The following is a 25,845-nucleotide window of genomic DNA, read 5'->3' as shown; positions in this document are numbered from 1 at the left end:
AAACAATGACCACTGCAACCCAAAAAACCGCGCTCGTCACAGGCTCGGCCGGCTTCATCGGTTTTCACACAAGCCAGGCCCTCTTGCGAGCAGGGTATCGGGTGGTCGGCTTCGATGCGCTCACCGACTATTACGATGTTCGGCTGAAACAGCGACGCCACCAGACGCTCTTCCATAATCAGCATTTCAAGGCTGTGGAAGAGCGATTGGAGACGCCGCGCGCTGTCGTTGATCTGGTTGCGCGGGAACAACCGGATCTCATCATTCACCTCGCGGCCCAGGCCGGGGTCCGCTTTTCGATCGACAATCCGCGCTCGTACGTCGATAGCAATCTCGTCGGCACACTTGAAGTGCTGGAAGCGGCCCGTGCGACGCCACCCAAGCACTTGATGATGGCGTCCTCCAGCTCTGTCTACGGTGCGAACGTTGAGATGCCCTATGCCGAGCATCACAAGGCCGATCTGCAGATGTCGTTTTATGGGGCGACAAAAAAGGCCGCCGAGTCGATGACGCATTCCTACGCGCACCTCTACGGTGTTCCGATGACGCTTTTTCGGTTTTTCACGGTTTACGGCCCCTGGGGTCGCCCGGATATGGCGCTCTTCAAGTTCACCAAAGCGATCCTGAACGACGAACCGATCGATGTTTATAATCACGGCGACATGCAGCGCGATTTCACGTTCATCGATGATCTGGCCCAGGCCATCGCAGCTCTGGCCGATGTCACGCCGACGCTGCCAGACGCGGATGACGAGGAAGACCGTGAAGCTCTGGGTCTTTCACCCGTGGCGCCTTGGCGGGTGATCAACATCGGCAACAACCAGCCTGTGCAACTCACCGACTTTATTGATGCGCTGGAACAGGCGCTGGGCAAAAAAGCGGAACGCAATTTACTCCCTATGCAAGCAGGTGACGTGCCTATGACCTGGGCCGATGCCACGCTTCTCTCGCGCCTTATCGACAAACCGCCCGCCACGCCAGTCGAGGAGGGCATCGCCCGTTTTGTCGCTTGGTATCGCGACTACTACCAGACTTAACGCCACCGACGCCGGAAATTCGCCGCTGCCCCATTGCCCGTATACCCGCGCTGACTATACTGCATACGCATGCAAGGTCGAATGGCGTGTCGACGCTTAATGGCCAAACAGGATGAACCAAGGACGGCGCGCCATGATCACCCATTTGAAACGCGGCAAACCGGAAACCGAGCGCTCCGACGATGACGCAAAAGTCCGCGCGATCGTTGAAGAAACACTGAAAGACATTGAAGCGCGCGGCGACGCGGCTGTACGCGACTTATCGGCTAAATTTGACGGCTACACGCCGGATCGTTTTCGTCTCACGGATGACGATGTATCGGCGCTGATGAACAAGGTGTCCACGCGCGATATGGACGATATCCGGTTCGCGCAGGAGCAGGTGCGAAGCTTTGCCCAGCATCAGCGCAATTCGATGGTCGATATCGAGGTGGAGACGATGCCGGGGATTGTGCTTGGTCACAAAAACATCCCGGTCCAGTCGGTTGGATGTTATGTGCCCGGCGGCAAGTTTCCGATGGTGGCGTCTGCTCATATGTCGGTGGCCACCGCCGACGTAGCGGGCGTGCCGCGCATCATCGCGTGTACGCCGCCATTCAAGGGTGAGCCGAACGCGGCTGTTATCGCCGCTATGAAACTTGGCGGCGCCCACGAGATCTACGTTCTTGGCGGCATTCAGGCGGTGGGTGCCATGGCCATCGGTACCGAAACAATCGATCCGGTCCATATGCTGGTTGGGCCTGGCAATGCGTTTGTGGCCGAAGCCAAACGCCAGCTCTTCGGCCGCGTGGGAATCGATCTTTTCGCTGGCCCAACGGAGACGATGGTGATCGCCGACGAGCATGGCGCCGACGCTGAACTCTGCGCGACCGACCTATTGGGGCAAGCCGAGCACGGCTACAACTCGCCCGCGGTTCTGGTCACCATTTCTGAAAAGCTTGCCCGCGACACACTCGACCAGATCGACCGGCTGCTCGCCATATTGCCCACCGCCGAGACCGCCCGCAAAAGCTGGGAGGATTATGGCGAGGTGATCGTCTGCGAGACCTATGATGAGATGCTTGCGGTTGCCGACGACATTGCCTCAGAACATGTTCAGGTCATGACTGATCGGGACGATTGGTTCTTGGAGAACATGACCTGTTATGGCGCGCTCTTTTTGGGCGCACGCACTAACGTCGCCAATGGCGACAAGGTCATCGGAACCAATCACACGCTGCCAACCAAGAAGGCCGGGCGTTACACCGGCGGTCTCTGGGTCGGAAAATTCCTGAAAACCCATTCCTACCAAAGGGTTTTAACCGACGAGGCAGCGGCATTGATGGGCGAATATTGCTCGCGCCTTTGTATGTTAGAAGGCTTTGTCGGCCATGCTGAACAAGCCAATGTGCGCGTGCGTCGCTATGGTGGCCGCAACGTTCCCTATGGCCAGGCAGCCGAGCCGAAGATGGCTGCCGAATGATAAGCGGTCGTTCCACTGGAACGGAGCAGCGAATTTGAACGGTCGTTCCGCAGTAACGGAGCAGACAACTGTTTCAGCAGAGGGTCCAAATCCGATGACACTGCCTAAAACACCGTCTCAACGCCTGGATGGCAAGCGTGCCTTTGTTGCCGGTGCATCACGAGGCATCGGGCTGGGTTGTGCGGTGGCTTTGGCCGAGCAAGGCGCTCATGTCGTGGGCGCCGCGCGGGGCATGGAAGATCTCTCGGCAAGTGTCGACGCCATGAAGGCTGCTGGGTATTCGGTTGAAGCGATCCGCCTGGATGTTGCCGACACCGACGCCATCAAAGCCACCTTCGCGGACTATGAACCCTTTGACGTGCTCGTGAACTCAGCCGGCATTGCCCGACATGCATCAGCACTTGAAACCGACATCGACGATTATCAGGCGGTGATGGACGTTAACGTCCGTGGTGCTTTCGTGCTTTCTGCTGAGGCGGCTCGCGGCATGATCGCGGCCGGCAAGGCAGGCTCGATCATCCACATTTCCTCGCAGATGGGCCATGTCGGAGGCATTGAGCGCGCTGTCTACTGCGCGTCCAAGCACGCTTTGGAGGGCATGGTGAAGGCGATGGCAATCGAGTGGGGACCGCACAAAGTTCGCATCAACACCATCTGTCCGACATTCATCCGCACGCCGCTTGCTGCCGTGACGCTTGACGACCCGGAACGTCGCGCTTGGGTTGAGTCGAAGATCAAGCTCGGTCGGGTGGGCGAGGTTGAGGACATCATGGGCGCTGTTGCCTATTTGGCAAGCGATGCTTCAGCGTTGGTCACCGGCACTTCATTGCTCATCGACGGCGGTTGGACCGCGGATTGATCGCGAGGCTACCCGAACGTTTCTGATACTCCGACGGCTGGACGACCTCTCGCTCGCCGCTTACACCTAATGATATGAGGCTGGAGACATCACTGCGCCAAAACCCTGAGCGGGAGGGTCTGCTCGATGGCGCGCCGTAAAGTTACATCCATTGATGTCGCGCGCGAGGCGGGGGTCTCCCAATCGGCAGTCTCCAGAGCGTTCACGCCAGGTGCCAGCGTTGCAGCAGAAACCAAGGACCGTGTGCACAAGGCCGCGATCCGCCTCGGTTACCGTCCCAATGCCATAGCCCGCTCGTTGATCACCCGCCGGTCGCACATGATCGGCATGGCTGTTTCCTACCTCGACAACCACTTCTATCCCGAGTTGGTTCAGGGCATTTCTGATGAATGCCAGAAGCGCGGCTACCATGTGTTGCTCTTCACTGCCGGTGAAGGAGACGCGGCCAACCAAGAGCTACAGCGCGCGCTCGACTACCAGATCGACGGTCTCGTCCTTGCCTCGGTTTCCCTGTCCTCAGAGATCGCCGACAGATGTCACGCGGCAGGCATCCCGGTGGTGATGGTGAACCGGGTTTCCGATGCACCCACCGCATCGAAGATCACCGGGTCCAACGAGTTGGGCGGACGCACCATCGCGCGTTTCCTCATCGAAGGCGGCCATAAACGGATCGCCTATTTGGCGGGCATCGAAGAGACCTCCACCAACCGTGATCGCGAGCGCGGGTTTTTGGCCGGGTTAGGCGAGAAGAGTGTGGCTCTGCATGCCCGCGCTGTCGGCAACTATGATGCCGACGAAGCCGCCAAAGCAGCGATTGCGATGATGCAGTCCTCAGCGCCACCCGATGCGATCTTCTGCGCCAATGACCATATGGCGATCTCTGTTATGGATGCTTTGCGGCACGGTTTGGGGCTTTCGGTGCCAGATGACGTTTCTATTGTCGGCTTCGACAATGTTGGCCCCGCGCAATGGCCGACCTATTCCATCACTAGCTTTTCGCAGCCAGTGGATGCGATGATCAAAGCATCAAGCGACACGTTGTTCGAGGCCATTGAGGCAGCTGTCGAGGGGGAGGCCTTTGAGGCCGAGTCCATCGAACTTCCCGGTCAATTGATCGTACGCCAGTCGGCCAAGAAACCGCCCAACATCGGCGAAACCTGGGCAATCCCAAAATCGAGCTAGCTGGCCTGACAGGCCGCGCATTGACCATGCACCTCAAGGTTTGCTCCCTGAGCGGCAAACCCGATTTGCTCTGACAAGCCGGCGAGGTCTTTCGCTAGCGCCGACCCGTTCAACTCTTCGACGCCACCGCACCCGTCGCATAGAAAAAACACCGTTTGCGAGGTGGCACATCGCTCGCCACCGCAACAGGACGCATGGGCGCAGGCCACATAGGCGTTCGCACTTTCCAGCTTGTGCACCAAACCATGCTCACCGAGCCACTTCAGGGCCCGATAAATCTGTGGTGGCGCGCGCAATCCGTCTTCGCGCAGTGCGTCCAGAAGCTCATAGGCCGACAGTGGTCCAGCCGACTGCGTTAGTCGATCAAGGACCAGTTGATTGTTGCGCGAAAGTGGAGCGGTTGTGGGCATGAAGGCGTAATGATTTCTCGTGGTTGACCAGTTATAGTATAACGTACTAAAGCCCATCTCCCAAGTTCGCAACAACCTTTTTGGATGGTTCGTGGCTCACACGCACAGCTCCCCCACCTGCCTACGCTTTGATGATCTCACCCTTGGATATGGCCCGCATCCGGCGGTCCATGGCCTCACAGGCAGCGTTGCCCATGGCGACTTGCTGGCCATCATCGGGCCCAACGGATCCGGCAAGTCGACTTTGCTGAAGGGTATCGTTGGCAGTCTGTCGCCGATGGCTGGCAGTTGCGAGCATACCGATGGCTGCCGCGTCGCCTATCTGCCGCAGCAAGCAGATATCGATAAAACATTTCCCGCGACGGTCTACGATTTGGTGAAACTCGGCCTATGGCCAAAGCGCGGCTTGCTTGGTCGTATGACACAGGCAGATCGCGCCGCCATCGCGCGGTCGCTTGAAGCTGTCGGTTTGGAAGGCTTTGAAAAACGCACCATCGACACACTCTCTGGCGGACAATTACAGCGGGCGCTGTTTGCCCGTGTTCTGCTGCAAGATGCTGATCTCATTCTGCTGGATGAACCGTTCAATGCCATCGACACCAAAACGGTCGACGATTTGGTGCGGGTGATTGAACAATGGCACGCCGAGGATCGCAGCGTGATCGCAGTGATGCACGATTTGGAATTGGTGCGCGATCATTTTCCAAAAACCATGCTGCTTTCCCGTGAGCCAATTGCCTGGGGTGCAACGGAAGACGTCCTTCAGGACGACAACCTGCTCAAAGCCCGCCGCTTCCATGCTGCCTGGGATGAGGATGCCGCTTGGTGCGCTGATCACAATCATTCCCATAATCACGGACAAGCCGCCTGATGGATGTCTACGCGTTTCTTGTCGCGCCTTTTGCTGAGTATGCGTTCATGCAGCGCGCGCTTCTTGGCGGGTTGCTGATCGCAATCTCAGCTGGACCCATTGGTGTGTTTTTGATGCTGCGCCGCATGAGCTTGACCGGCGACGCGATGGCCCATGCCATTTTGCCGGGCGCAGCACTCGGATTTCTCATCTTCGGGTTGGACCTCATCCCAATGACACTGGGCGGCTTGATCGCCGGATCATTGGTTGCCGCCGCCGCAGGGTTCGTGGCGCGTTTGACGGTGCAAAAAGAAGACGCGGCGATGGCCGCCTTCTATCTTATTTCCCTCGCGCTTGGCGTCATGATTGTCTCACTGCGTGGCTCCTCAGTCGACCTGATGCACGTGCTGTTTGGCTCAGTCTTGGCGCTGACCCAAGAGAGCCTGCTGATGATCGCTGGCATTGCGGCAGTAAGCCTGGCAACGCTGACCATCATCTGGCGTGCTCTAGTCGCCGAGTGTCTCGACCCCGGTTTTCTGCGGTCCGTTTCCGGATGGGGACCAGTGGTGCACTTTGCATATCTGGCTCTGGTTGTTCTCAATCTTGTGGCCGGTTTCCAAGCCCTCGGTACACTGCTGTCGGTCGGTCTGATGATCCTGCCCGCTGCCGCTGCCCGCTTCTGGGTACGCCGTGTGCTGTCCTTGTGTGTGTTGGCAATTGCCATTGGTGCTGGGTCAGTCGTGGTGGGCCTTTTGATTTCTTTCCATGCGGCCATCGCCTCTGGACCAGCGGTCATTTTGGCCGCAGGCGTTGTGTACTTGGTTTCCCTGCTGGCCGCACCGCGCGGTTTGGTCCGGCCTGCCCTTCCAACTCAACGACATAAGGTAGCTTAATGCGTTCCTCGATTGTTGCACTCTCTTTGTTCTCGACGACCTCTTTGGCCTCCGCTGATTCTTTGGATGTTGTCGCGTCCTTTTCGATACTTGCGGATATGACCCGCGTCGTAGGTGGTGATCATGTGTCCGTCACCAGCTTGGTTGGCCCCGGCGAGGATGCCCATGTCTATCAACCAGTCCCCACAGACGTGGTCGCCGTCGCTAGCGCTGATCTCGTGATCACCAACGGTCTTGGCTTTGAAGGCTTTCTTGATCGCTTGATTGTAGCCAGCGACACGCAGGCCACCATCGTTACGGCCAGCACCGGCATCGATGTCATCGAAGTTGGTGATGAGGACGATCACCATGATCATGATGATGACCATGAACACGACCATGACGACCACGCTCATGATGACCATGGCCACGATCATGACCATGCGCTTGAAGATGAACACGACCACGATCACGAAGACCATGCCCATGATGACCACGGTCATGATGGCGATCACGATCATGATCACCACGACCACGAAGATGATGGTCACGATGAGCACGCACATCATGACCATGACCACGGCCCGAATGACCCACACGCTTGGCAATCGCTCGATGCGGCACAAATCTATGTTGCCAACATTGCCGATGGTCTCTGCGAAGCTTTGCCAGGGCACTGTGGTGAGTTCACTGCAAATGCCCAAGCCTATTCGGCTGAACTAGAGGCCTTGGAGGCCGAATGGGATGCTGCTTTGGCGGACGTTTCTATGGATGGACGCACGATCATCACGAGCCATGACGCCTTTGGGTATCTCGCGCGCGATTTCGATCTCACCATTCTCGCAGCGCAAGGTATGTCGACCGAAAGTGAGGCCTCAGCAGCAGATGTTGCAACGCTGATCGACCAGATACGTGAATCCGGTGCGCGCGCTTTGTTCGTTGAGAATGTCTCAGATCCGCGTTTGCTGCAGCAAATCGCGGATGAAACTGGTCTCGATGTGTCGGGCACCCTTTATTCCGATGCCTTGGCGGCAGACGGTGATGCCTCATCCTATCTGGGCATGATGGAAACCAATCTGCGCGCTATTTCAGAAGCGCTTCTGTCGACCAACTAAACAGCAGGTTCTAACTGGTCTGGCAGGGCAACACGGATCGGTCCATCGGTACGATGGACTGTGCCCCTGCGTGTGCCGACGTTGAAAGCCGACTGAACATTCTCGCCCGATAGAACCTCCTCAGGTGATCCGTCGGCGAGAATGGCCCCTTCTTTCATTAAGATGATCCGGTCAGCATACCGCGCGGCAAGGGCCAGATCGTGCATTACCACAACGACGCCTTTGCCGTCACGCGCTTGGCCCGCCAGAACACTCATGATTTCGAACTGATAGCGCGGGTCGAGCGAGGCGAGGGGTTCATCGGCCAGCAGAAACGAGGCTTCCACGGCCAGTGCCCGGGCCAGCGAAACGCGCATCTGTTCGCCTCCTGAGAGGGTGAGAACTGATTGATCGCGCAGATCTTTAAGGCCCATCGTGTCGAGCACACGCTCAACCACATCATCTCCTTGACCACCGTGAGGATGTCGACCAAGGGCGACCACTGCCTCTACGCTGAGCGGCCAGGCGTAGCTTTGCCCCTGTGGCAGATAGGCAATCTGCTTGGCGCGCTCTCGCGGGGAGAGCGAGGATAGGGCTTTGCCGTCCATCGATGTTGCGTCGCTGTGAGGGACGAGCCCAAGCAGAGCTTTGAGCAAGGTGCTCTTGCCTGCGCCATTCGGGCCAAGAATGACCGTCAATGATCCCGTTTCAAGCGAAAGATCAGTGGGTTGCAGCAAGCGTGCCTTGCCAATTGAAACACTGAGATTTCTGGCATGAAGCACGCTCATAGCGTGGCTCGGCCCGCAAGCGCACGCCGTTCGCGCAGCACCAGACCCAAAAAGAAGGGCGCACCGACAAGCGCTGTCACAACGCCAACTTTCAAGGGCTCGCCGCTGGTGGGAACAAGCCGCACCAGCAGGTCCGCCGCCAGCAGCAAGCATGCGCCAGCAAGCGTGGCGGGCAGCAGCACCCGAGCTGGATCATAGCCCACCAACGGGCGGACCAGATGCGGTGCGACCAGGCCGATAAAGCCGATTGTGCCAGCCACCGAGACACCTGCACCAACGGCCATGGCAACACCAACGATCAGCATCAAACGCAAGCGCTGGACGTTGACGCCGAGGCTGCTGGCGGTGTCTTCGCCGAGGCTCATAACCCTGAGAGACCGCGCTTTTGATGCAATCAACATTGAGCCTAGAATGATGAATGGTCCCGCCATCCAGATGTGCTGGAATGAGCGGTCTTCCAGCGATCCAAGCAGCCAGAAAGCCACTTCAAGCGCTGCGAATGGGTTGGGCGATAGATTGAGCGCAAGAGATGTGCCCGCCGCCGCAAAACTGGAAAGTACCAGGCCGGCGAGCAGCAACACGATGATCGGCGCATCGCGACCGGCCAGCAGCATCAGCGCACCGACCGATGTCAAAGCCCCCAACATGCCCGCCACAGGCAAGGCAAAGGAGAGCGCGCCAGCCAGCCCTGAACTGATCATAATCACCGCACCCAGCGCTGCGGCCGATGGTGCACCAAACAGCGATGGTGAGGCGAGCGGGTTGCGCACCAATCCTTGAAGGCCCGCGCCGCTTAAGCCCAATGACCCGCCGATAAGGATCGCAAGCAGTGTGCGAGGCAAACGGATTTCGTAGACGATTAGCGCCAGCCGTTCGTCGGCGCCTGTGACGGCGGCCAAAAGCTGATCGAGCGTGAAAGCGGTCGTTCCAACCGCCAAGGAGAGTGCGGCCAGCGCCAGAAGCAGGACTGCAAGGCTGCCACTGAGCGGCATCACATGGTGTTCCTAGAACGTGGCCCGAATGCCCGCATAAGCTGATAGGCTTGGGGTGTTGTAGCCTTTGATCTCTTCATACTCGACATCAAACAGATTTTCGACGCGACCATAGATCTCCAAATGCTCATGCGCTTGGTAGGATGCGATAACATCGACCCGCGTATAGGGATCTAAAGGATCGCGTTCGCGAGACCTGGAAAACCGTTCGCCACCAACCCAATTGACGACACCTGAGATGCGCAGCCTGTCGATACCGATGTAGCTGAGTGTTACCTGCGCTTCATGCTCAGGGCGACGCTGTAACCGATCACCGGTCGTCGCATCTTCGGCGTCCAGATAGGTGTAGTGGGCTGATGCATCCAAATGGCCAGGGATCACGCGTGCATCGGCGGTGACTTCAATGCCCATCAATCGCGCTTCGTCGATGTTATCCCAGGCTTCAACCGCGAAAGAGCCAAACCCGCCAGTGTAGACGTGTAAGTCCTCAATCTCTTGGTAGAACCCGGTGACATCCACGGTTAAGCGGCCATCAAAGAAGGTTTGTGCGACGCCGATGTCGGCGCCCCAGCTTTCCTCCGGACGCAGATTGGGGGTGGCAGCACGTTGACGCAGGCTTGGCGCTTTCGCACCCGTGCCAAGGCTTCCGTGAAAGCGTGTTTCGGTTTCGTAGATTTCGTAAACGGCGGTTCCACGACCGGTTACGAACGTGCCCGCTCCTGCGAAATCGTCGAACCTGATCGCCGTTGAAACATGGAATGCGGGGCCTAGTGAGAATTGCTGCATTGCGAATGCGCCCCAATACAACTCATCCCTATCGAACTGTACCACACCATTGGTGATGTACTCGGCAGACTGTTGTTCACCCGTTACTCCGTAAAGGGTGGTGCCAAGGGCATCCCAACGTATCTCGCCGGTGTGCTCCACCCCGATCCGGTTGCCGTAGTAATCCTCAACACTTGCGTTTTCGGTAAAGCGACGGTCGCTGGACGATGCAAAAGCGGTAACTGTCTGACGCCATCGACCATCAAAGCTTTCATGGCTAGCACGGGCGTGCCCGTTGATAGAAAGCCGATCTGCATCTCCTGCAGGATCGGTATCTCGCCGGTCGTAATCCGTCTCAAGGTCTGTTACTTGAAATGCTGCGTCCAAGGATAGGTTTTCTGAGAGATTGGCTTGGCCCCGTAGACCGCCGGTCCATTGTCGAGAGCCATCCTCCTCGTCATTGCCGGCGCGGCGCGAGTATCCCTGCGTGGAAAAATGCTCGGCATATCCTGTGATGGAGAACTGATCGCCACCGTAGCCAGCGCGTAAGGCTTCGCGATGCGTCCCAAAACTTCCGCCCTCTACGCTTGCCGAACCAGAAAAACCTTGCGTCGGCTGGCGTGTGGTGATGGCGATTACGCCACCGATCGCATCGGATCCGTAGAGCGCTGATTGCGGGCCTCGAAGCACCTCAATGCGTTCGATCGAACCGACCGGCAGCATGGTGAAGTCGAAAGCGTTACGTGTTGATGTGGTGTCTGTGACAGGCACACCGTCGATCAGCACCATAGTGTGTTGGCTATCAGCGCCGCGAATGCGGACATCGGTCGAGGAGCCAAAACCTCCTGAGGAGTTGAAGCTCACCCCAGGAGAGGATCGAAGGATTTCAGCAACCGAGGTCTGCCCCGCCTGTTCAATCTCTTCACGGGTGATCACACTCACTGCGCTGCCGGCACGCGCAATGGGCGTGGCGATGCCGCGAAACGGCGCAAAAACGGTGATTTCCGATTGGGCGAATGCGGGAGCGGTGGAAAGAAGGGGCGCGGCAACAGCCGCAATAAAAAAACCGGCCATAAAGCCGGGCGTCGATACGCGTACCATCATCAGACCTTTACTGTTTCGATCTGGTTGTTCACAACCACCCGTCACGGCGTGTGTCCCGGGCGTGTAAGGTTTTGTTAAGCCTTTCAAACCGGTTCGGCAATCAATCCAAAGGGGTAAAACTGTGCAACGCTTTTGCCTGATCGCGATGGCGCTCTTGCTGGCTGGACCCGCCGTCGCGCAGCAGCGGCCAGAGCGAATTGTTTCGTCGAACATGTGCACTGACCAACTGGTTCTGGCACTTGCCGATCCCGATCAGATCGTCGGTCTCAGCCGTTTTGCTGCTGATGAGCGCCTGTCTTATGCGGCTGAACAGGCCATGCCTTATCCACAGCTTCCTGCCGCAGCTGAGGCGGTGATCGCACTGGAACCGGATCTTGTTTTGGCCGGTCGCTTCACCAACCGGGCGGCCAAGGACATGCTCGCCCGTTTTGATTATCGCGTCGAAGAGGTGCCGTTCGTGCGCTCTTTGGACGACGCTCGCGAGGCGGTTAGCCTGGTTGCTGAATTGGTCGGCCATCCCGAGCGGGGTCAAGCCTTGATCGACGAAATCGATACCGCGCTTTCGGCGGCGCGATCAGATGAAGCGCTAAGCGCTCTCATCATTCAGCGGCGGGGCTATGCCACCGGTACGGCGTCGCTCACGGGGGATTTGCTTGCCGCGTTGGGTGTGCGCTTAGCCAGCGAGGATTTGGTTGGCGCGCGTGGCGGATTCGTCGATCTAGAAACCATTGTTCGTGCTGAGCCGGATTTGCTGATCACAGCAAGCTTTGAACGCGAAAGCGAGGATCAGGGTACGGCGCTGCTTGCCCATCCTGCGCTCGCGGAGCGCTATCCGCGGAGCCAGCGTATTGCGTTGCCAGAGCGGCTGACGCTTTGCGCCGGGCCTTCGCTGATCGAAGCGATCCAGCACATTGCCAATGAGCGCGATGATGCGCTGCAACGGCTTACCGGTGGCTGAGTGGTTCGCGTTCAACGCGCTGGCCTTGGCCATGGCAATCATGGCGGATGCTGTTTTTGGCGAACCCAGCTGGCTTTTGAAACGTATGCCGCATCCTGTGGTTTTGATGGGCAAGTTCATCGGATGGTTGGACCGGCGCATGAACCATCAACACCATACGCCGTTCAGGCAAAAAAGAGCGGGCATCACAGCGCTGATCCGCATGATTTTTGTTGTCGCTGCGCTAGCCATTGGCATCCTGGCACTGGCCTGGTGGATTAACCCGATACTGGCCTTTGTTGTGAGCGTTTTGGGCGGCGCCATCTTCCTTGCTCAGCGTTCGTTGCACGATCATGTTGAGGCGGTTCGGTCACCTCTGGCAGAAGGTGACCTGCCCGCCGCGCGACAGGCGCTTTCCATGATTGTTGGCCGGACCACCGAAAACCTTGATGAGTCCGGGGTCGCGCGAGCTGCGCTGGAAAGCTTGGCGGAAAACCTTTCCGATGGTGTTATCGCCCCCGCCTTCTGGATGCTGATCGGCGGTCTGCCAGGCATCGCGCTCTACAAGGCGATCAACACGGCGGACTCGATGATCGGTTACAAAACCGAACGTCATCTGCACTTTGGTTGGGCATCAGCAAAGTTGGATGATTTGGTGAATTTTCTGCCCGCGCGCCTCTCGGTTGGACTGATCATGCTCAGCGCCGCGATCACCAGCCTGGCCGGTCAAAAGGGTGCGTTTGCCTGGCCAGACTGGGCGGTCATCCGCCGCGACGCTCCGACCCATGCTTCACCCAATGCGGGGTGGCCGGAGGCGAGCTACGCGTCTGCGCTGGGTATCGCACTCGGTGGCCCGCGCACCTATCCAAGTGGTACCGTTGAGGCGCCCTACATCAACGATGCTGGCCGAAAGAACTTGGACGCAGGCGATATCCGCAAGGGACTGTCGCTCCTCCGCGCCACATGTGCGGCCACGCTTTTGGTGGTGGTTCTGATCGCTGCTGCTATCGGCTTTTTGCAATAGCCAGCAGGCCGTCCACATCCATGTGCTCTGCCAGATGGTCGGCCAAATCATCAAGGGCTGCCTCGACACGCGCTTGATAGGCAACGGACGCGCGCGTACCCAGGCGCTCCAAAAAGGCGGCGCGAAAGGCATCGCTGGCAAACAGCCCATGCAGATAGGTACCCATCACCCGACCATCCATCGACACTGCGCCATCAGTTTTATCGTTGAGGGTAAGCAGAGGGCGTTGACGGTCAGGTCCTTGCGTGTCGCCGAGGTGGATTTCGTACCCCTCGACCGCAGTTCCGGTTTCCTCGTGCACACCCTTGGTGAACGTCGTGGTCTTGTCGGCTGAGAGCGTGGTCTCAACGTCCAGCAAGCCCAGCCCAGCCTCATTTCCAGCGGCGCCTTCAATGCCACCCGGGTCGTCGACTCTGCGCCCCAGCATTTGATAGCCACCACATAGGCCCACCACATAGCCGCCGCGGCGGACATGCGCAGCCAGATCAATGTCCCATCCTTGAGCCTTAAACGCTTGGAGATCGGCAATCGTGGCTTTCGACCCTGGCAGGATGACACAGGCGGCATCGGTGGGCAGCGGTGTGCCTGGCTCGATGATCCGCAGGTCCACGCCAGGCTCCATGCGCAGTGGATCAAGGTCCTCAAAATTGGCGATCCGGCCGAAACGCGGCACCGCAATCACCAGACCGTCGCCCGCCCCATCGGCAAGCCCAAGCACATCCTCAGCCGGTAGGTCACGGGCCTGATCGAACCAGGGGATCACACCAAAGCTTGGCCATTCGGTGCGCGCCACGATCTCTGTCAGGCCATCGTCAAACAGAGAGGGATCGCCACGGAAACGGTTGATGAAAAAGCCCTTGACCAGCGCTAGATCATCAGGTGGTAGCAGCGCGTGCGTGCCAACCACACTGGCGATGACACCGCCGCGATCAATGTCCGCGCAAAGAACCACGGGCACCTGGGCGGCGCTCGCAAAGCCCATATTGGCGATATCGCCGGTTCGCAGATTAATCTCAGCCGGGCTGCCTGCACCCTCAACCAGGATGATATCGGCCTCGGCCTCCAGCGAATTGAAGCTTTCCAGAACCGGCGCCATCAGTTCGGTTTTGCGCGCGCCATACTCCGCCGCCTTCATTGTGCCCCAGACTTTGCCCTGAACCACAACTTGGCTGCCGACATCGGCCTGCGGTTTCAGAAGCACCGGGTTCATGTGTACGCTGGCCGGTATATTGGCAGCTTGTGCTTGAAGTGCCTGCGCCCGCCCGATCTCTCCATTTTGCCCCGCCGCATCAGTTGTGACGGCAGCATTGTTCGACATGTTCTGAGGTTTGAACGGCTGCACGCGCATGCCACGGCGAGAAAGCAACCGGCACAGCCCCGCAACGATGACCGACTTGCCGACGTTTGAGCCGGTGCCTTGGATCATTAGGGCCGGTGTTTGGGCCACCTAGAACTCAATGCCTTCTTGCGCTTTCACGCCGCTGCGGAAGGGATGTTTTATCTGCGTCATCTCGGTGACCAGATCAGCGATGTCGATCAGTTCTTCAGGCGCGTTCCGCCCGGTGACGATCACATGCACGTCGTCCGGCTTTTCATCGCGCAGGAACCGCACCACCTCGGCGGGATCGATGTAGGCGTAGCGCAGCACGATGTTGAGCTCATCAAGCAGCACCAACTTGTGCTCGCCGCCTGTGATCAAGCCTTTGGCTTTTTCCCAGGCTGCTTCGGCGGCGGCGATATCGCGCTGGCGATCCTGCGTTTCCCAAGTGAAACCCTCGCCCATCGTGTTGATGGTGACAAGGTCTGAAAAGCGCTCCAGGACGGCGCGTTCCCCAGTCTCCCATTTGCCCTTCACAAACTGGATCACGCCGACGCGTTGGCCGTGACCGAGCGCGCGAAACACCATGCCGAAGGCAGCCGTGCTTTTGCCCTTACCCTTACCAGTGTGAACAATGAGCAGCCCTTTTTCGATAGTCTTGGTCGCGATGATCTTGTCGCGCGCGGCCTTTTTCTTACGCATCTTTTCAGCATGGCGCGCGTCCAGTTCTTCTTCAGTCATAACCGGTTTAACGGCGGCTTTGTCAGTCATTCGGCAGCTTCCTGGTTGGGGTGCATCAGCTCATTGAGCATAGTTTGGGTCGTGTTTCGGCGTGGGGTCCAGAGCCCGCGATCCAGCGCCTCGGCAAACCGTGCCAGCATATCATTGAGCGCTGGCGCATTGGCGTCTTTGATAAAGTCGCGCACGTCATCATCGGCGATGTACGCCTCAAACAGGGCATCGAAGTGGTGATCGCTCACCGCCTGCGTGGTGGCGGCGAAGGCAAAGAGATAATCCAGCGTTGCCGCCATCTCAAAGGCGCCTTTGTAGCCATGGCGCATGACGCCCGCGATCCATTTCGGGTTGGACGCACGTCCGCGCACCACTCGCCCGATCTCTTCTTGCAAAGTGCGTGGGTGAGGGGCTTCGGGCCGAGCGTGATCAACGTGGTAGCTTGTCGGTGCTTCGCCGCGCAGCGTTTCGATCGTCGCTGCCAGTCCGCCCTCAAACTGATAGTAGTCGTCGCTGTCGAGCAGATCATGCTCGCGATTGTCCTGGTTCTGCACCACGGCTTGCGCGCCGCGCAGGCGATCCTTTAAAAGGCCTTTTTCAGCATCGCCTTGGCGGCCGGCACCATAAGCAAAGCCGCCCCAGGCAATGAAGGCTTCAGCGAAGTCTGAGCGTTGGGTCCAGCCGCCCTCGTCGATCAGCGCTTGCAAACCTGCGCCATAAGCACCGGGCATGGAACCAAACACGCGATAGCCCGCCATGCGATCAGCATCGTCTTGGGTTTTGCCGGAAGCAAGCAGCGCCACCTGGTCGGCCTGCACACGCGCGGCGAGCGGGTTCATATCGGCCGGCTCGTCCAGATCAGCGACAGCGCGCACGGCGCTGTCAAAAAGTTCGATCTGGTGCGGAAAGGCATCGCGAAAAAAGCCGGAGATGCGAAGGGTCACGTCAACACGTGGGCGGCGCAACTTCGACAAAGACGTGATCTCAAAGCCCGTCACGCGGCCTGAACCGCCATCCCACTCTGGCGCGACACCAATGAGCGCTAAGGCCTGCGCAATGTCATCGCCGCCGGTTCGCATGTTCGCCGTGCCCCAGCAAGTGAGCACTAGGCTCTGCAACCATTCGCCATAATCTTGAAAGTGGCGGGAAAGCAAAGCCTCGGCGCTTTTCTGGCCAATGCGCCAAGCGGTGGGTGAGGGCACAGCGCGCACGTCGACGGCAAAGAAATTTCGCCCTGTTGGCAAAACATCTGGGCGGGCGCGGCTGGGCGCGCCAGAAGGGCCTGGCGGCACGAAACGACCGGCAAGCCCGGCCAGTAAGTTGGCGGTCTCGTCGTCCGGTGATGATGTGATGCGCGGTCGTAGGACCGCATCAATCCATTGCATCACCGCCTGAGAGGCTGCGCTGGGAGCTTCTACATCGCCTTGCACCAGTTTCAGGGCAAACGCTTCAAGCCGTTCAATGCCATCACCTAAGGTGCGCCATACACCACCATCGTCCAGTGCTTCGGGTTTTGCCAGTGTCCAAGGCTGGCCGAAATCGCGGGTTAGCGGATCGAAATCCAAACCAAAATCAGAGGCCAGCGCGCGGGTGAGCGAAGCATCCTGCTCGCCTGATCCTCTGGGAAGCCGAGCGATAGCCACCAAAATATCTGCGACTTGGGGCTTCTCGGGCAACTTCCCAAAGATGTGCAGACCGTCACGGATTTGCATCTCTTTCAGGTCGCACAGCGCCGCATCCAGCGTGATGAGATCATCGCCAACTTCACCCTTCAGTCCAATGTCTTCGGCAAGGCCGGTCTCTTGCGCAAAACCGACAATATCGCGGGCCAATGCTTTGGCGCGGCGTGGGTCGCTGGCTTCGGCAAAAGCGTAATCATCGAGCAGCGCCTCAAGTTCCTGATAGGGGCCGTGACTCTCCGCGCGGGTGAGCGGAGGCGTCAGGTGATCAAGGATTACCGCAGCCGTGCGCCGTTTGGCTTGACATCCTTCACCCGGGTCGTTGACGATGAACGGGTAGAGCGTCGGAAGATCGCCAAGGATCGCCGCCGGAAAACAACTGTCTGACAGAGCCAGCGCCTTGCCGGGCAACCATTCCAAATTGCCGTGTTTACCAAACTGGACCAGCACATCGCTGTCCTGGCGGAGATAGGCGTAAAAAGCCAAATAGCCGTGTGGTGGTACCAGATCAGGATCGTGGTAGGTGCTGGCCGGATCGACATTGTAGCCACGCGCTGGCTGGATGCCGATCAGCGTGTTGCCGAACCGATGCAGAGGTAGTGTGAAGGCGTCGCCTGCCACCTGCGGATCATTATACGGCTCCCCCCATCGGTCCGTGACCTGCTGGCGAACCTCCTGGGGCAATGCATCGAAGAAGGCCTGATAGTCGGCGAGCGAATACCGTTCGCGCCCTGCCTTAGAGAGTAGCAGCGCCATGAGGTCTTCCGATGAGCGGGGGGCATCGCCGACTTGGTAACCGGCGCCGTCCATCGCCTCCAAAAAGAGACCAGCCGACGCAGGCGTGTCGAGCCCGACACCATTGCCAATACGGCTGGTCTTGGTGGGGTAGTTGGCAAGTATAATGCCCACCCGCTTCTCGCCCGCCGGTGTATCGCGCAGCTTCGCCCAGCGCGCGGCGAGCGAGGCGACAGCTTCCACATGCGATGGTTCGGGCGCATAGGCCACCGGTGCAAACTCGGTGAGCGGATCACGCTCGCCTTGGCGTTTAAAGCTGATCGCACGGCCATGGATGCGGCCATCAAGCTCCGGGATCGCCACATGCATCACCAGATCGGTGCCCGGTAGCCCCCGTGAGCTTTCTGCCCACGCCTCACGCGACAGGCCCGACAACACGGCCTGGACGACCGGTGCACCCGTCACACTTAGCGGACCGCCATCGGCACCATCGCTGGACCCGGTGGAGGCAAAGGCGGTGGTGTTGAGGATAACAGGTGGATCAATGTGGCCGAGCAGATCGTCAAGAAAACCGACCGCTTCAGCGTCTTTGAGGCTGGGCACAAACACCGGCTGCGCAGCCAACCCTTTCTCGGACAACGAACCACAAAGAGCGCGTACAGGTGCCGTGGTCCCGGCTTGCAAAAGGCTGGTGTAAATAACAATAGGGATGGAGCCTGGCGCCGCAGATGCATCGCTCGGCAGCAGGGTTTTAGGATCGCACAGCCCAAAGCGGGGCAGGGTGCTAACTTCAGGGGCGTTCGGTTGCTCGCCGCGCGCCAAAGCGTCTAAAAGCTGAAGCGCTTTCACGCGATTGGCCGGTCCGCCCTCCACGCAAAGCTGCCAAAACCGTCGCACCAAAGGCATCGCGACAGTGGAGCGCCCAGCGAGGTCAGCGTTCCACTGCCCTTCGTGCGGCATCACCATGAGCTTGATCCCTTGGTGTGCCAAAGCGGTCAAACGCTCCATTCCATAGGACCAGTAGGGTTCCCCACCGATCAACCTGACAACAATCAGCTTGGCGTGGGCGAGCGTGTTGTCTGCGTAGAGATCGACCGAATAAGGGTGCTTGAGCTGCAACAGGCTGGCCAGACGCAGCGAAGACGCCATCGAGGCTCCGCGCGCATCAAGGGCAAACGCTGATAGCTCTGTCTCTGCAGCAGACAGAAACACGATGTCGCCGGGCGACTGCGCCAGATCAACCGGCTCATCACCATCATCAACGCGACCCGCTTGCGCGGCAAGAACGTGCATTTAGGCTGCATTCGCCAGGCCGGGAACGTCGGAGAGGTCGGCCAATGGGCTCAGACCGATGACCACCAGACCAGGCTTTTGCTGCCTTCCGGAGGTGTCGAAATGGCTGGTGACGCGCGGCCCAACCGCCTGCACCACCACGGGGGCGGCCTTGCCTTCCACCTGCGCAACACCTTTCACACGCAGCACGCCAGGCTTGGCGCATAGGGCGCCGACAAACGCATCCAGCGCCTGCTTGGACTCGAAAGCCGGAGTCGTCACAACACGCGAGTCGAACTCGTCATGGCTATGATCATGATGATGATGATCGTGGTGGTCATCCTCGTGATGATGATGGCCAGCTTCGCGACCGTGCATGTCCTGCTCGGCGCCTGCACCTAGACCAATCAACAGATGAGCAGGCAAACCGTCGGCGGTCGACCGCACCACGCCAACGCCAGCGCGTTTGCCATCCAGCGCCTCATTCACTGTCTCCAAAGCTTCGCTGGCAATACGATCGGTTTTGGAGAGTACAACAAGATCAGCGCAGCGCATCTGGTCGGCGAAAAGCTCTTCCACCGGCGTCTCGTGATCCAAACTGTCATCGGCGGCGCGCTGCGCCTCCACCTTTGCAGGGTCTGGCGCATAAAGGCCATGGGCCAGCGCTTCGGCATCTGCCACCGTCACCACACCATCCACGGTCGTCCTTGCTGCCACGCTTGGCCATTGAAACGCTTGCACGAGCGGTTGGGGAAGAGCGAGACCCGAGGTCTCAATCACAATGTGTTCAGGAGCAGGCTCTCGGGCCAGCAGCATCTCCATCGTCGGCAGGAAATCGTCGGCCACAGTGCAGCAGATGCAGCCATTGGTCAGCTCAATCACGTCTTCGTCGGCGCAGCCTTCAATGCCGCAACCAGCGATCTGCTCGCCGTCAAAACCCAGATCACCAAACTCATTGACCACCAGCGCGATGCGTTTGCCACCAGCGCTGCGGATCAGGTTTTGGATAAGCGTGGTTTTACCCGCGCCGAGAAACCCTGTGATGATGGTGGCGGGAATGGGAGCTGTCATTGGGAAGGTTCCTTGAGGGCCAGCGGCAATCCCGCGGCAACAAAATAGACGTGAGTGGAAAGCGCCGCGAGGCGCTGATTGAGACGGCCCTGGAGATCGCCAAAACGCCGCGCAAGGGCGTTTTCTGGAACAATGCCCATTCCGGTTTCATTGGACACCAAAACCACCGGGCCGCGCCGCAAAGCCAGCGTGTCAATCAGGCGGTCGAACTCTTCATCCATCGGCGCCTCGGCCAGCAGACGGTTCGTCAGCCAAAGCGTCAGGCAATCGACAAGCACAATGGCCTCAGGCTCAAGCTCGCGCACCAACGCGCTGGAAAGATCGTGCTGCTCTTCTACCGTCTGCCAGCCATCTTCGGCGCGCTGCGATTGGTGGCCTGCAATGCGGGTGTGCATCTCATCATCATAGGCGGCAGCGGTGGCGATGTAGACGCGGTTCAACCCGGTGGCGCGGCAGAGGGCCTCGGCGTGCCGGGATTTACCCGACCGGATACCGCCAAAAACCAAGGTGCAGGGAAAAGGTGCTTCGTCCATCACAATCGTCATTAGCGCGGGGATGAGGCACACGAGCCTTGTCAGCTCGAACTTGCGCCCCGGAACACCCCGTCCGGTTGGTTTCAAATGGGTCAACGTGACCCCGGCTTTGGCAGGTCTCCTGGCTCACGGCGTTTGGCGATGTGTGCACCTTCCCACCTTGTGAAGGCAGTGGCTCTTGCTCACATCGTGCCGCTTACAGTTGCGGGGGCAGCTGCGGCCTTGCGGAAAATTTCTCCACGCACCGCATTCCCTTTTCATCGACCCGTTGAAAGGGGCGACACCAAAGCAAGCCGTATGTATCAGCAAAATCTGGTGGTTGGAAACTCAACCTTTTGCCTGCGCAATAGGATGAGGCTACAAGCGCGTTCGCCAACGACTTGCAAAGTGACCCCATGCGCCCGACACACCCGCTCTATACCGGCATGCCGACGACGATCTTCGAGGTGATGAGCCGCCTTGCCATCGAGCATGAGGCGGTCAATCTCGGCCAAGGGTTTCCCGATGTCGATGGGCCAAGGGAGGTTCGCCAGGCCGCCGCCGACGCGCTGATGGAAGGGCCCAATCAATATCCGCCGATGATGGGGCTGCCGGAGCTTCGCCAAGCCGTTGCCGACAGCGAGCGCCGCTTCTTCGGAATTGAGCGCGAGGCAGGCGATGTCCTCATCACGTCAGGCGCCACAGAAGCATTGTCCGATGCGCTGATGGCGGTCGTCGAACCAGGCGATGAGGTCGTTGTGTTTGACCCTTGTTACGACTGCTATGTTCCGCTGATCCGGCGCGCGGGCGGTGTGCCGAAGGTTATTCCTTTGTCACCCCCCGATTGGTCGTTTTCTGATGCTGATTTGGATGCAGCGTTTTCCGAGAAGACTAAGACGATCCTCATCAACAATCCGCATAACCCGGCCTCGAAAGTGTTTTCGCGTAATGAGCTGGAACGCGTTGCGGCCAAACTCGTCGCCTGCGACGCCTATGCGATCTGCGATGAGGTCTACGAGCATTTGGTCTTTGGTGATGCCGAACATATCCCTCTTTGTACGCTGACCGGCATGGCGGATCGCACCGTGCGTGTCGGCTCGGCAGGCAAAACCTTTTCGCTAACGGGTTGGAAGGTTGGTTACATCACCGGCCCGCAGGCGCTCCTGCAGCCGATCGCCAAGGCGCACCAATTCACGACTTTCACCACACCGCCGCATCTGCAAAAGGCGGTGGCGTTTGGGCTCGGTCTGTCCGACGGGTACTTCCACGAATTGGCAGATGACCTAGCCGCAAAACGCAATCGCTTGGCAGAGGGATTGGCTGCCATTGGCTTCCCGACTTTGCAGGCGGATGGCAGTTACTTCTTGATCGCGGACATTGGCCAGCTTGGTCTCGGCTCAGACGTTGAGGCCGCCCAGCGCATGACTGTTGAGGCCGGAGTCACCACGGTGCCGATGTCGGCATTCTATCAGGGTGAGGCCCCCAGCCATCTTCTGCGCTTTTGCTTCTGCAAGCGCGATGAGGTGCTGGATGAGGCCGTCACCCGGCTGAAGGCTTGGCGCGAACGAGGGTTCAAGGCGGCCGCTTCGTAAGTCATGTCGTCGTCCGGACGCCGACGGCGATCCGGGATCTGAGACCGAAGGAAACTGGCAGGCTGCGGCTCAAGGCCGGGATGACAAACGATGCTCAGACGACCGTTCGATTGCCTTCGACAACTAAAGGCGCAGGCACGTGGCGCTGTTTGGTGAGGTCGCCGGTCGCCCGGTCCCACCACCGCATGCCGACCACGGCTCCGTCGGGCGTTTCGTCAAAAATGTTGTCGCGGATCACGCTGGGACCAACACCGTCCACGACCGAGACCATCACGCCGATCGGCGTGCGGCGGACGAGGTTCTGCGACACGATCACATTGCGTAGATAAGGCCCCCAGCCGGCATTGATGCCGTTGGTCGCCACGTCCTCGATGATGTTGTTGGTGACGGTTGTGTCGGCCTCGACGCCTATTCCCGTCCCATAGGTCGAGGACTCAGTGGGGAAACGACTCGGACCCTGGATGTTCCGCACAATGTTGCCTTGTACGATCGCCATGCGACCATCGTCGGCGAAATTGGCAATCGAAATACCGTTGGCGGCACCGTCGATCACATTGTTGGCGACGATCGCCCCTTGGAATCCGAACTCGGCGAACATCGCGACTTCACCGGAGCGTGTGCAGGTGTTGCCAACCATCTGGACATTGGAGGATGCGTTGCAGCGCACGGCAGAAAAATCGCAATCGTCGATAACATTGCCGGAAATGATCACGTCGTTGGCACGAAAAACGTTGATGCCGTTGCCATAAGGCCCTGTGCCGCCGGAAATAGCCCGAATGCGTTCGATTCGATTGCCGCTAACAATCGTGCCGTCGCGGCCTTGGCTCCACCGAAAGATCAAAATGCCATTGTCCGAACAGTCGCTGACCACATTGTCGCGAACGGCCAGGCCCTGCGCATCATTGGACTGAATGGCTGCACCAAGAATGCCCGATAGTGTGCAGTTCTCGATGCGTCCGGCCACGCGATCGAAGGTCACGCCATCTTTTAGTGATCCCTGGATGATGCAATCCTCAATAGCGATATTCGAACCAGTCGAGATATGCAGCAGCGCTGGCGTGTAGTCGGCCAGTGGGCGGTTGTTGCCATCCAGCACCAACCCTTCCAATCGGACATCGCGGATCTCGTTACCGAACATCAGGTGCCCGTCGCCGGCGTAGCGAATACGGGTGCGGCCGGGCACGCCGACAATGGTAATGCCGGAAGGTAGATCGATATTGCTGACCAAATAGTCGCCTGCCGGCATGAACAGTGGCTGCCCATCTTGGGCTGCGCGATTGATGGCCTCTTGCATGGCGGTGCTTTGGTTATCGAGAGCTCCGGGGCGAACCCCAAAGCTGGAAACATCCAGCGAGCCACGAAGATCGGCCAGAAGTGTTTGCGCCTTGGCCGATACGGGCAGAGCAAGCCCAGCACCGATCATGGAGCCGGTTAAGAAGGTGCGTCGTGATAGAATGGGTTTCTTCGTCATGGCAGAGGCAGCGCAAACGCCGTGCCAGCTGATACTGTCCTAAAATGGGACGGTTAGAGGCCTGCTTGCTTAACCAGTTGTTCAACAGCGATAGAGGGGGCGAGTGTGCCTTCAGCGACCTGTGCTTCTGCGGCCTTTATGGCCGCGCGTAAGTCTGTGTTTCGGGTTAGGCGCTCCATGGCGCGTTCGCGCAACATATCGCGCATCCAGCCAAGGTTTTGGTCGGCCCGCCGCTTGCTGAACACCGCTGCGGCTTGATGCTTGGCACGATGATCCTTGATCGTCGCCCACAATGTCTCCAGCCCGTCGCCTTCAAGCCCGGATTGCGTAAGAACCGGCGTTTTCCAGACCTTTGAGGTCGGCGCTAGGATGTCGAGCGCGGCGCGATAGTGGGCAGCGGCCTTGCGCGCCGCAGCTGCATTCTCACCGTCGGCCTTATTGATGGTGATGACGTCAGCGATCTCCAAAACACCCTTCTTGATGCCCTGAAGCTCATCGCCTGCACCCGGCAACATCAGCACGACAAACACATCCACCATACCGGCCACCGCGGTTTCCGATTGGCCGATTCCGACGGTTTCAACCAGCACCACGTCGTAACCGGCCGCCTCGCAGAGCAAGATCGTCTCGCGAGATTTTGCTGTGACGCCGCCCAGAGTGCCAGCCGACGGGGAGGGGCGGATATAGGCGTTCTTCGATGCGGCGAGGCGCTCCATCCGCGTCTTGTCGCCGAGGATTGATCCGCCGGTGCGGGTGGATGAGGGATCGACCGCCAGCACGGCGAGCTTATGGCCTTGCTCGATTAACATCGAACCAAACGCGTCGATAGTCGTGGATTTGCCGACACCCGGCACGCCCGTCATGCCGATGCGGATGGCGTTTCCAGTTTTCGCCATCACCCGTTGAATCAGGGCGCGGGCCTGATCGCGATGGTCAGGCCGCTTGGATTCCACAAGCGTGATCCCGCGCGCTAGCGCCGCGCGCTCACCCGCCAGGATCGCCTTCGCCAGAGCATCGACATCAAGATTTTGGTTGCCGCTCACGGCTCCCAGATCATGCGGTTGAGCACAGCGTCATTCAACTCATTGCCACGCGGCATGCGGCCTTCGCGCCAAAGTGGCACCGAATAAACATAAGTGATGGCGCTGCCAGGGCGGCTGCAAACCGCCATCTGCTCCCAAGAGCCGGAACCTTCCTCGCAGTCCATCGCATTGCCGCCGGTCTGCCGATAAGTCATGCCGACCCGTGCGCCGCGCGGGCCGGGAACATCTTCAGAAACAATTTGAGCGCCGGTGATACGGCCACCAGATCCTTGAAACCGCGCCATCTGTAGGCCCGACGGACCAAAGGCGGCGAGTTGCGCAATGACACGACCTTCAAAGGTGGCATTGACGGTTTCAACACGTGCGCCGCCAAGCGCGTCAGAGATGGCGCTAGAAGAATAACGCGTCGATTGGTCAACCAAGCCAACGCCGGTTTCGCTGAGCGCGAGCCCAGGAACTGTGGTTGGTTGAACATCGACGGGTGCGGCGTATTCATCGCGGCCGGCACAGCCAGCCAACACGACGCTGCAAGCAATAAGGACGGTAAGGCGGGGAAACAGTGTGGACAAAGGGATCACTCGACTTGGGATTGTCCCAACCTTCTAACGGATTCTTCGATGAGAAAAAGTCCGCAGATGCCCGCGATTGGATGCAAGGGCCAGTGTTCTAGCGAACCGTAACGGCGGTGCCGGAGGCTGACACCATCAACATACCGCCGCCGCTCCCAACACTGACAGTCTCATAATCCAAATCAATACCGATGATGGCGTTCGCACCGATGGCCTCGGCGCGCTCTTGCATCTCCTGAATCGCGATGGAGCGCGCTTTGGCGAGCTCTTTTTCATAGGCCCCGGAACGCCCACCGACAATGTCGCGAATGCCTGCAAACAAATCTTTGAAGATGTTGGCGCCCAAGATCGCTTCGCCGGTCACGATACCGCGATAGTCAGTGATGGTCTTGTCCTGCAGGGCAGACGTCGTGGTCATAATCATAGCGGGTCTCCTGATTTTCGGGCGTTCCTTCGAGCGATGGAAGCCATCTAG

Annotated in this window: 23 protein-coding genes and 1 riboswitch; of the genes, 10 read left to right on the top strand and 13 right to left on the bottom strand. The window is 59.0% G+C overall.

Annotated elements, in window-relative coordinates:
• Positions 1-5 precede the first annotated feature (5 nt).
• The 4 genes from JJ917_08650 to JJ917_08635 all read left to right on the top strand — a co-directional run bounded on the left by JJ917_08650 (position 6) and on the right by JJ917_08635 (position 4,540).
• Positions 6-1,037, top strand: coding sequence for an SDR family NAD(P)-dependent oxidoreductase (locus JJ917_08650; protein ID MBO6698885.1), 1,032 nt, complete (start codon positions 6-8; stop codon positions 1,035-1,037).
• Between the two features lie 133 nt (positions 1,038-1,170).
• Positions 1,171-2,499, top strand: a complete 1,329-nt coding sequence (gene hisD / locus JJ917_08645; GenBank protein ID MBO6698884.1) for a histidinol dehydrogenase — start codon at positions 1,171-1,173, stop codon at positions 2,497-2,499.
• A 94-nt stretch (positions 2,500-2,593) separates the two neighbouring features.
• Complete coding sequence (locus JJ917_08640) at positions 2,594-3,358, top strand: SDR family oxidoreductase (GenBank protein MBO6698883.1); 765 nt, start codon at positions 2,594-2,596, stop codon at positions 3,356-3,358.
• A gap of 126 nt (positions 3,359-3,484) precedes the next feature.
• The gene (locus JJ917_08635; protein ID MBO6698882.1) at positions 3,485-4,540 is read left to right on the top strand and encodes a LacI family DNA-binding transcriptional regulator; all 1,056 of its coding nucleotides are present in this window, start codon (positions 3,485-3,487) and stop codon (positions 4,538-4,540) included.
• Here the strand turns inward: JJ917_08635 and JJ917_08630 are convergent.
• Complete coding sequence (locus tag JJ917_08630) at positions 4,537-4,950, bottom strand: transcriptional repressor (protein ID MBO6698881.1); 414 nt, start codon at positions 4,948-4,950, stop codon at positions 4,537-4,539. The genes JJ917_08635 and JJ917_08630 overlap by 4 nt on opposite strands.
• 91 nt (positions 4,951-5,041) lie before the next feature.
• Here JJ917_08630 and JJ917_08625 point away from each other — a divergent pair, with 91 nt between their 5' ends.
• The 3 genes from JJ917_08625 to JJ917_08615 are packed head-to-tail and all read left to right on the top strand — an operon-like array spanning position 5,042 to position 7,787.
• A complete protein-coding gene (locus JJ917_08625; protein ID MBO6698880.1) occupies positions 5,042-5,821 on the top strand; it encodes a metal ABC transporter ATP-binding protein in 780 nt (259 codons plus the stop codon).
• Positions 5,821-6,693, top strand: coding sequence for a metal ABC transporter permease (locus tag JJ917_08620; protein ID MBO6698879.1), 873 nt, complete (start codon positions 5,821-5,823; stop codon positions 6,691-6,693). The genes JJ917_08625 and JJ917_08620 overlap by 1 nt, the downstream gene beginning before the upstream one ends.
• Positions 6,693-7,787, top strand: coding sequence for a zinc ABC transporter substrate-binding protein (locus JJ917_08615; GenBank protein MBO6698878.1), 1,095 nt, complete (start codon positions 6,693-6,695; stop codon positions 7,785-7,787). Before JJ917_08620 ends, JJ917_08615 begins: the two co-directional genes overlap by 1 nt.
• On the opposite strand, the gene JJ917_08610 is transcribed toward JJ917_08615, so the two are convergent.
• The 3 genes from JJ917_08610 to JJ917_08600 are packed head-to-tail and all read right to left on the bottom strand — an operon-like array spanning position 7,784 to position 11,415.
• Positions 7,784-8,503: an ABC transporter ATP-binding protein gene (locus JJ917_08610; protein MBO6698877.1), complete on the bottom strand. Its 720-nt coding sequence runs from the start codon at positions 8,501-8,503 to the stop codon at positions 7,784-7,786. The two genes, JJ917_08615 and JJ917_08610, sit on opposite strands and share 4 nt — an antisense overlap.
• A gap of 47 nt (positions 8,504-8,550) precedes the next feature.
• Complete coding sequence (locus tag JJ917_08605; protein ID MBO6698876.1) at positions 8,551-9,546, bottom strand: iron ABC transporter permease; 996 nt, start codon at positions 9,544-9,546, stop codon at positions 8,551-8,553.
• A 12-nt stretch (positions 9,547-9,558) separates the two neighbouring features.
• Entirely contained in the window at positions 9,559-11,415 is a 1,857-nt protein-coding gene (locus tag JJ917_08600) for a TonB-dependent receptor (protein MBO6698875.1), read from the bottom strand.
• A 121-nt stretch (positions 11,416-11,536) separates the two neighbouring features.
• Here JJ917_08600 and JJ917_08595 point away from each other — a divergent pair, with 121 nt between their 5' ends.
• Both JJ917_08595 and cobD read left to right on the top strand, forming a co-directional pair.
• Positions 11,537-12,373, top strand: a complete 837-nt coding sequence (locus JJ917_08595; GenBank protein MBO6698874.1) for an ABC transporter substrate-binding protein — start codon at positions 11,537-11,539, stop codon at positions 12,371-12,373.
• Between the two features lie 31 nt (positions 12,374-12,404).
• The gene (gene cobD / locus JJ917_08590; protein ID MBO6698873.1) at positions 12,405-13,376 is read left to right on the top strand and encodes a cobalamin biosynthesis protein CobD; all 972 of its coding nucleotides are present in this window, start codon (positions 12,405-12,407) and stop codon (positions 13,374-13,376) included.
• Here the strand turns inward: cobD and JJ917_08585 are convergent.
• The 5 genes from JJ917_08585 to cobU are packed head-to-tail and all read right to left on the bottom strand — an operon-like array spanning position 13,357 to position 20,716.
• Positions 13,357-14,802: a cobyric acid synthase gene (locus tag JJ917_08585; protein MBO6698872.1), complete on the bottom strand. Its 1,446-nt coding sequence runs from the start codon at positions 14,800-14,802 to the stop codon at positions 13,357-13,359. The two genes, cobD and JJ917_08585, sit on opposite strands and share 20 nt — an antisense overlap.
• 21 nt (positions 14,803-14,823) lie before the next feature.
• A complete protein-coding gene (gene cobO, locus JJ917_08580; protein ID MBO6698871.1) occupies positions 14,824-15,435 on the bottom strand; it encodes a cob(I)yrinic acid a,c-diamide adenosyltransferase in 612 nt (203 codons plus the stop codon).
• Between the two features lie 26 nt (positions 15,436-15,461).
• The gene (gene cobN / locus JJ917_08575; GenBank protein ID MBO6698870.1) at positions 15,462-19,133 is read right to left on the bottom strand and encodes a cobaltochelatase subunit CobN; all 3,672 of its coding nucleotides are present in this window, start codon (positions 19,131-19,133) and stop codon (positions 15,462-15,464) included.
• A complete protein-coding gene (gene cobW / locus JJ917_08570; protein MBO6698869.1) occupies positions 19,134-20,183 on the bottom strand; it encodes a cobalamin biosynthesis protein CobW in 1,050 nt (349 codons plus the stop codon).
• Positions 20,180-20,716: a bifunctional adenosylcobinamide kinase/adenosylcobinamide-phosphate guanylyltransferase gene (cobU, locus tag JJ917_08565; protein MBO6698868.1), complete on the bottom strand. Its 537-nt coding sequence runs from the start codon at positions 20,714-20,716 to the stop codon at positions 20,180-20,182. The genes cobW and cobU overlap by 4 nt, the downstream gene beginning before the upstream one ends.
• A 93-nt stretch (positions 20,717-20,809) precedes the next feature.
• Positions 20,810-21,019, bottom strand: a riboswitch (cobalamin riboswitch).
• A 92-nt stretch (positions 21,020-21,111) separates the two neighbouring features.
• Between cobU and JJ917_08560 the strand changes: the two genes are divergently transcribed.
• A complete protein-coding gene (locus JJ917_08560; protein ID MBO6698867.1) occupies positions 21,112-22,287 on the top strand; it encodes an aminotransferase in 1,176 nt (391 codons plus the stop codon).
• 94 nt (positions 22,288-22,381) lie between these two features.
• Here the strand turns inward: JJ917_08560 and JJ917_08555 are convergent, their stop codons facing one another.
• The 4 genes from JJ917_08555 to JJ917_08540 all read right to left on the bottom strand — a co-directional run bounded on the left by JJ917_08555 (position 22,382) and on the right by JJ917_08540 (position 25,794).
• Complete coding sequence (locus tag JJ917_08555) at positions 22,382-23,743, bottom strand: TIGR03808 family TAT-translocated repetitive protein (protein MBO6698866.1); 1,362 nt, start codon at positions 23,741-23,743, stop codon at positions 22,382-22,384.
• A gap of 68 nt (positions 23,744-23,811) precedes the next feature.
• The gene (meaB, locus tag JJ917_08550) at positions 23,812-24,801 is read right to left on the bottom strand and encodes a methylmalonyl Co-A mutase-associated GTPase MeaB (protein MBO6698865.1); all 990 of its coding nucleotides are present in this window, start codon (positions 24,799-24,801) and stop codon (positions 23,812-23,814) included.
• Complete coding sequence (locus tag JJ917_08545; GenBank protein MBO6698864.1) at positions 24,798-25,319, bottom strand: DUF1131 family protein; 522 nt, start codon at positions 25,317-25,319, stop codon at positions 24,798-24,800. Before JJ917_08545 ends, meaB begins: the two co-directional genes overlap by 4 nt.
• A gap of 148 nt (positions 25,320-25,467) precedes the next feature.
• Complete coding sequence (locus JJ917_08540) at positions 25,468-25,794, bottom strand: heavy metal-binding domain-containing protein (protein ID MBO6698863.1); 327 nt, start codon at positions 25,792-25,794, stop codon at positions 25,468-25,470.
• Positions 25,795-25,845 lie beyond the last annotated feature (51 nt).

The sequence above is a fragment of the Hyphomicrobiales bacterium genome, from assembly GCA_017642935.1.
GTDB lineage: Bacteria > Pseudomonadota > Alphaproteobacteria > Rhizobiales > MH13 > MH13.
This window is presented reverse-complemented; position numbering and strand designations above follow the sequence as displayed.

Bases quoted from the DNA above. Each gene is read 5' to 3' on its own strand.
- JJ917_08650 (MBO6698885.1), top strand. From the start codon at position 6: ATGACCACTGCAACCCAAAAAACCGCGCTCGTCACAGGCTCGGCCGGC.
- hisD (MBO6698884.1), top strand. From the start codon at position 1,171: ATGATCACCCATTTGAAACGCGGCAAACCGGAAACCGAGCGCTCCGAC.
- JJ917_08640 (MBO6698883.1), top strand. From the start codon at position 2,594: ATGACACTGCCTAAAACACCGTCTCAACGCCTGGATGGCAAGCGTGCC.
- JJ917_08635 (MBO6698882.1), top strand. From the start codon at position 3,485: ATGGCGCGCCGTAAAGTTACATCCATTGATGTCGCGCGCGAGGCGGGG.
- JJ917_08630 (MBO6698881.1), bottom strand. From the start codon at position 4,950: ATGCCCACAACCGCTCCACTTTCGCGCAACAATCAACTGGTCCTTGAT.
- JJ917_08620 (MBO6698879.1), top strand. From the start codon at position 5,821: ATGGATGTCTACGCGTTTCTTGTCGCGCCTTTTGCTGAGTATGCGTTC.
- JJ917_08615 (MBO6698878.1), top strand. From the start codon at position 6,693: ATGCGTTCCTCGATTGTTGCACTCTCTTTGTTCTCGACGACCTCTTTG.
- JJ917_08605 (MBO6698876.1), bottom strand. From the start codon at position 9,546: ATGCCGCTCAGTGGCAGCCTTGCAGTCCTGCTTCTGGCGCTGGCCGCA.
- JJ917_08600 (MBO6698875.1), bottom strand. From the start codon at position 11,415: ATGATGGTACGCGTATCGACGCCCGGCTTTATGGCCGGTTTTTTTATT.
- cobD (MBO6698873.1), top strand. From the start codon at position 12,405: ATGGCAATCATGGCGGATGCTGTTTTTGGCGAACCCAGCTGGCTTTTG.
- JJ917_08585 (MBO6698872.1), bottom strand. From the start codon at position 14,802: ATGATCCAAGGCACCGGCTCAAACGTCGGCAAGTCGGTCATCGTTGCG.
- cobO (MBO6698871.1), bottom strand. From the start codon at position 15,435: ATGACTGAAGAAGAACTGGACGCGCGCCATGCTGAAAAGATGCGTAAG.
- cobN (MBO6698870.1), bottom strand. From the start codon at position 19,133: ATGCACGTTCTTGCCGCGCAAGCGGGTCGCGTTGATGATGGTGATGAG.
- cobW (MBO6698869.1), bottom strand. From the start codon at position 20,183: ATGACAGCTCCCATTCCCGCCACCATCATCACAGGGTTTCTCGGCGCG.
- cobU (MBO6698868.1), bottom strand. From the start codon at position 20,716: ATGGACGAAGCACCTTTTCCCTGCACCTTGGTTTTTGGCGGTATCCGG.
- JJ917_08560 (MBO6698867.1), top strand. From the start codon at position 21,112: ATGCGCCCGACACACCCGCTCTATACCGGCATGCCGACGACGATCTTC.
- JJ917_08540 (MBO6698863.1), bottom strand. From the start codon at position 25,794: ATGATTATGACCACGACGTCTGCCCTGCAGGACAAGACCATCACTGAC.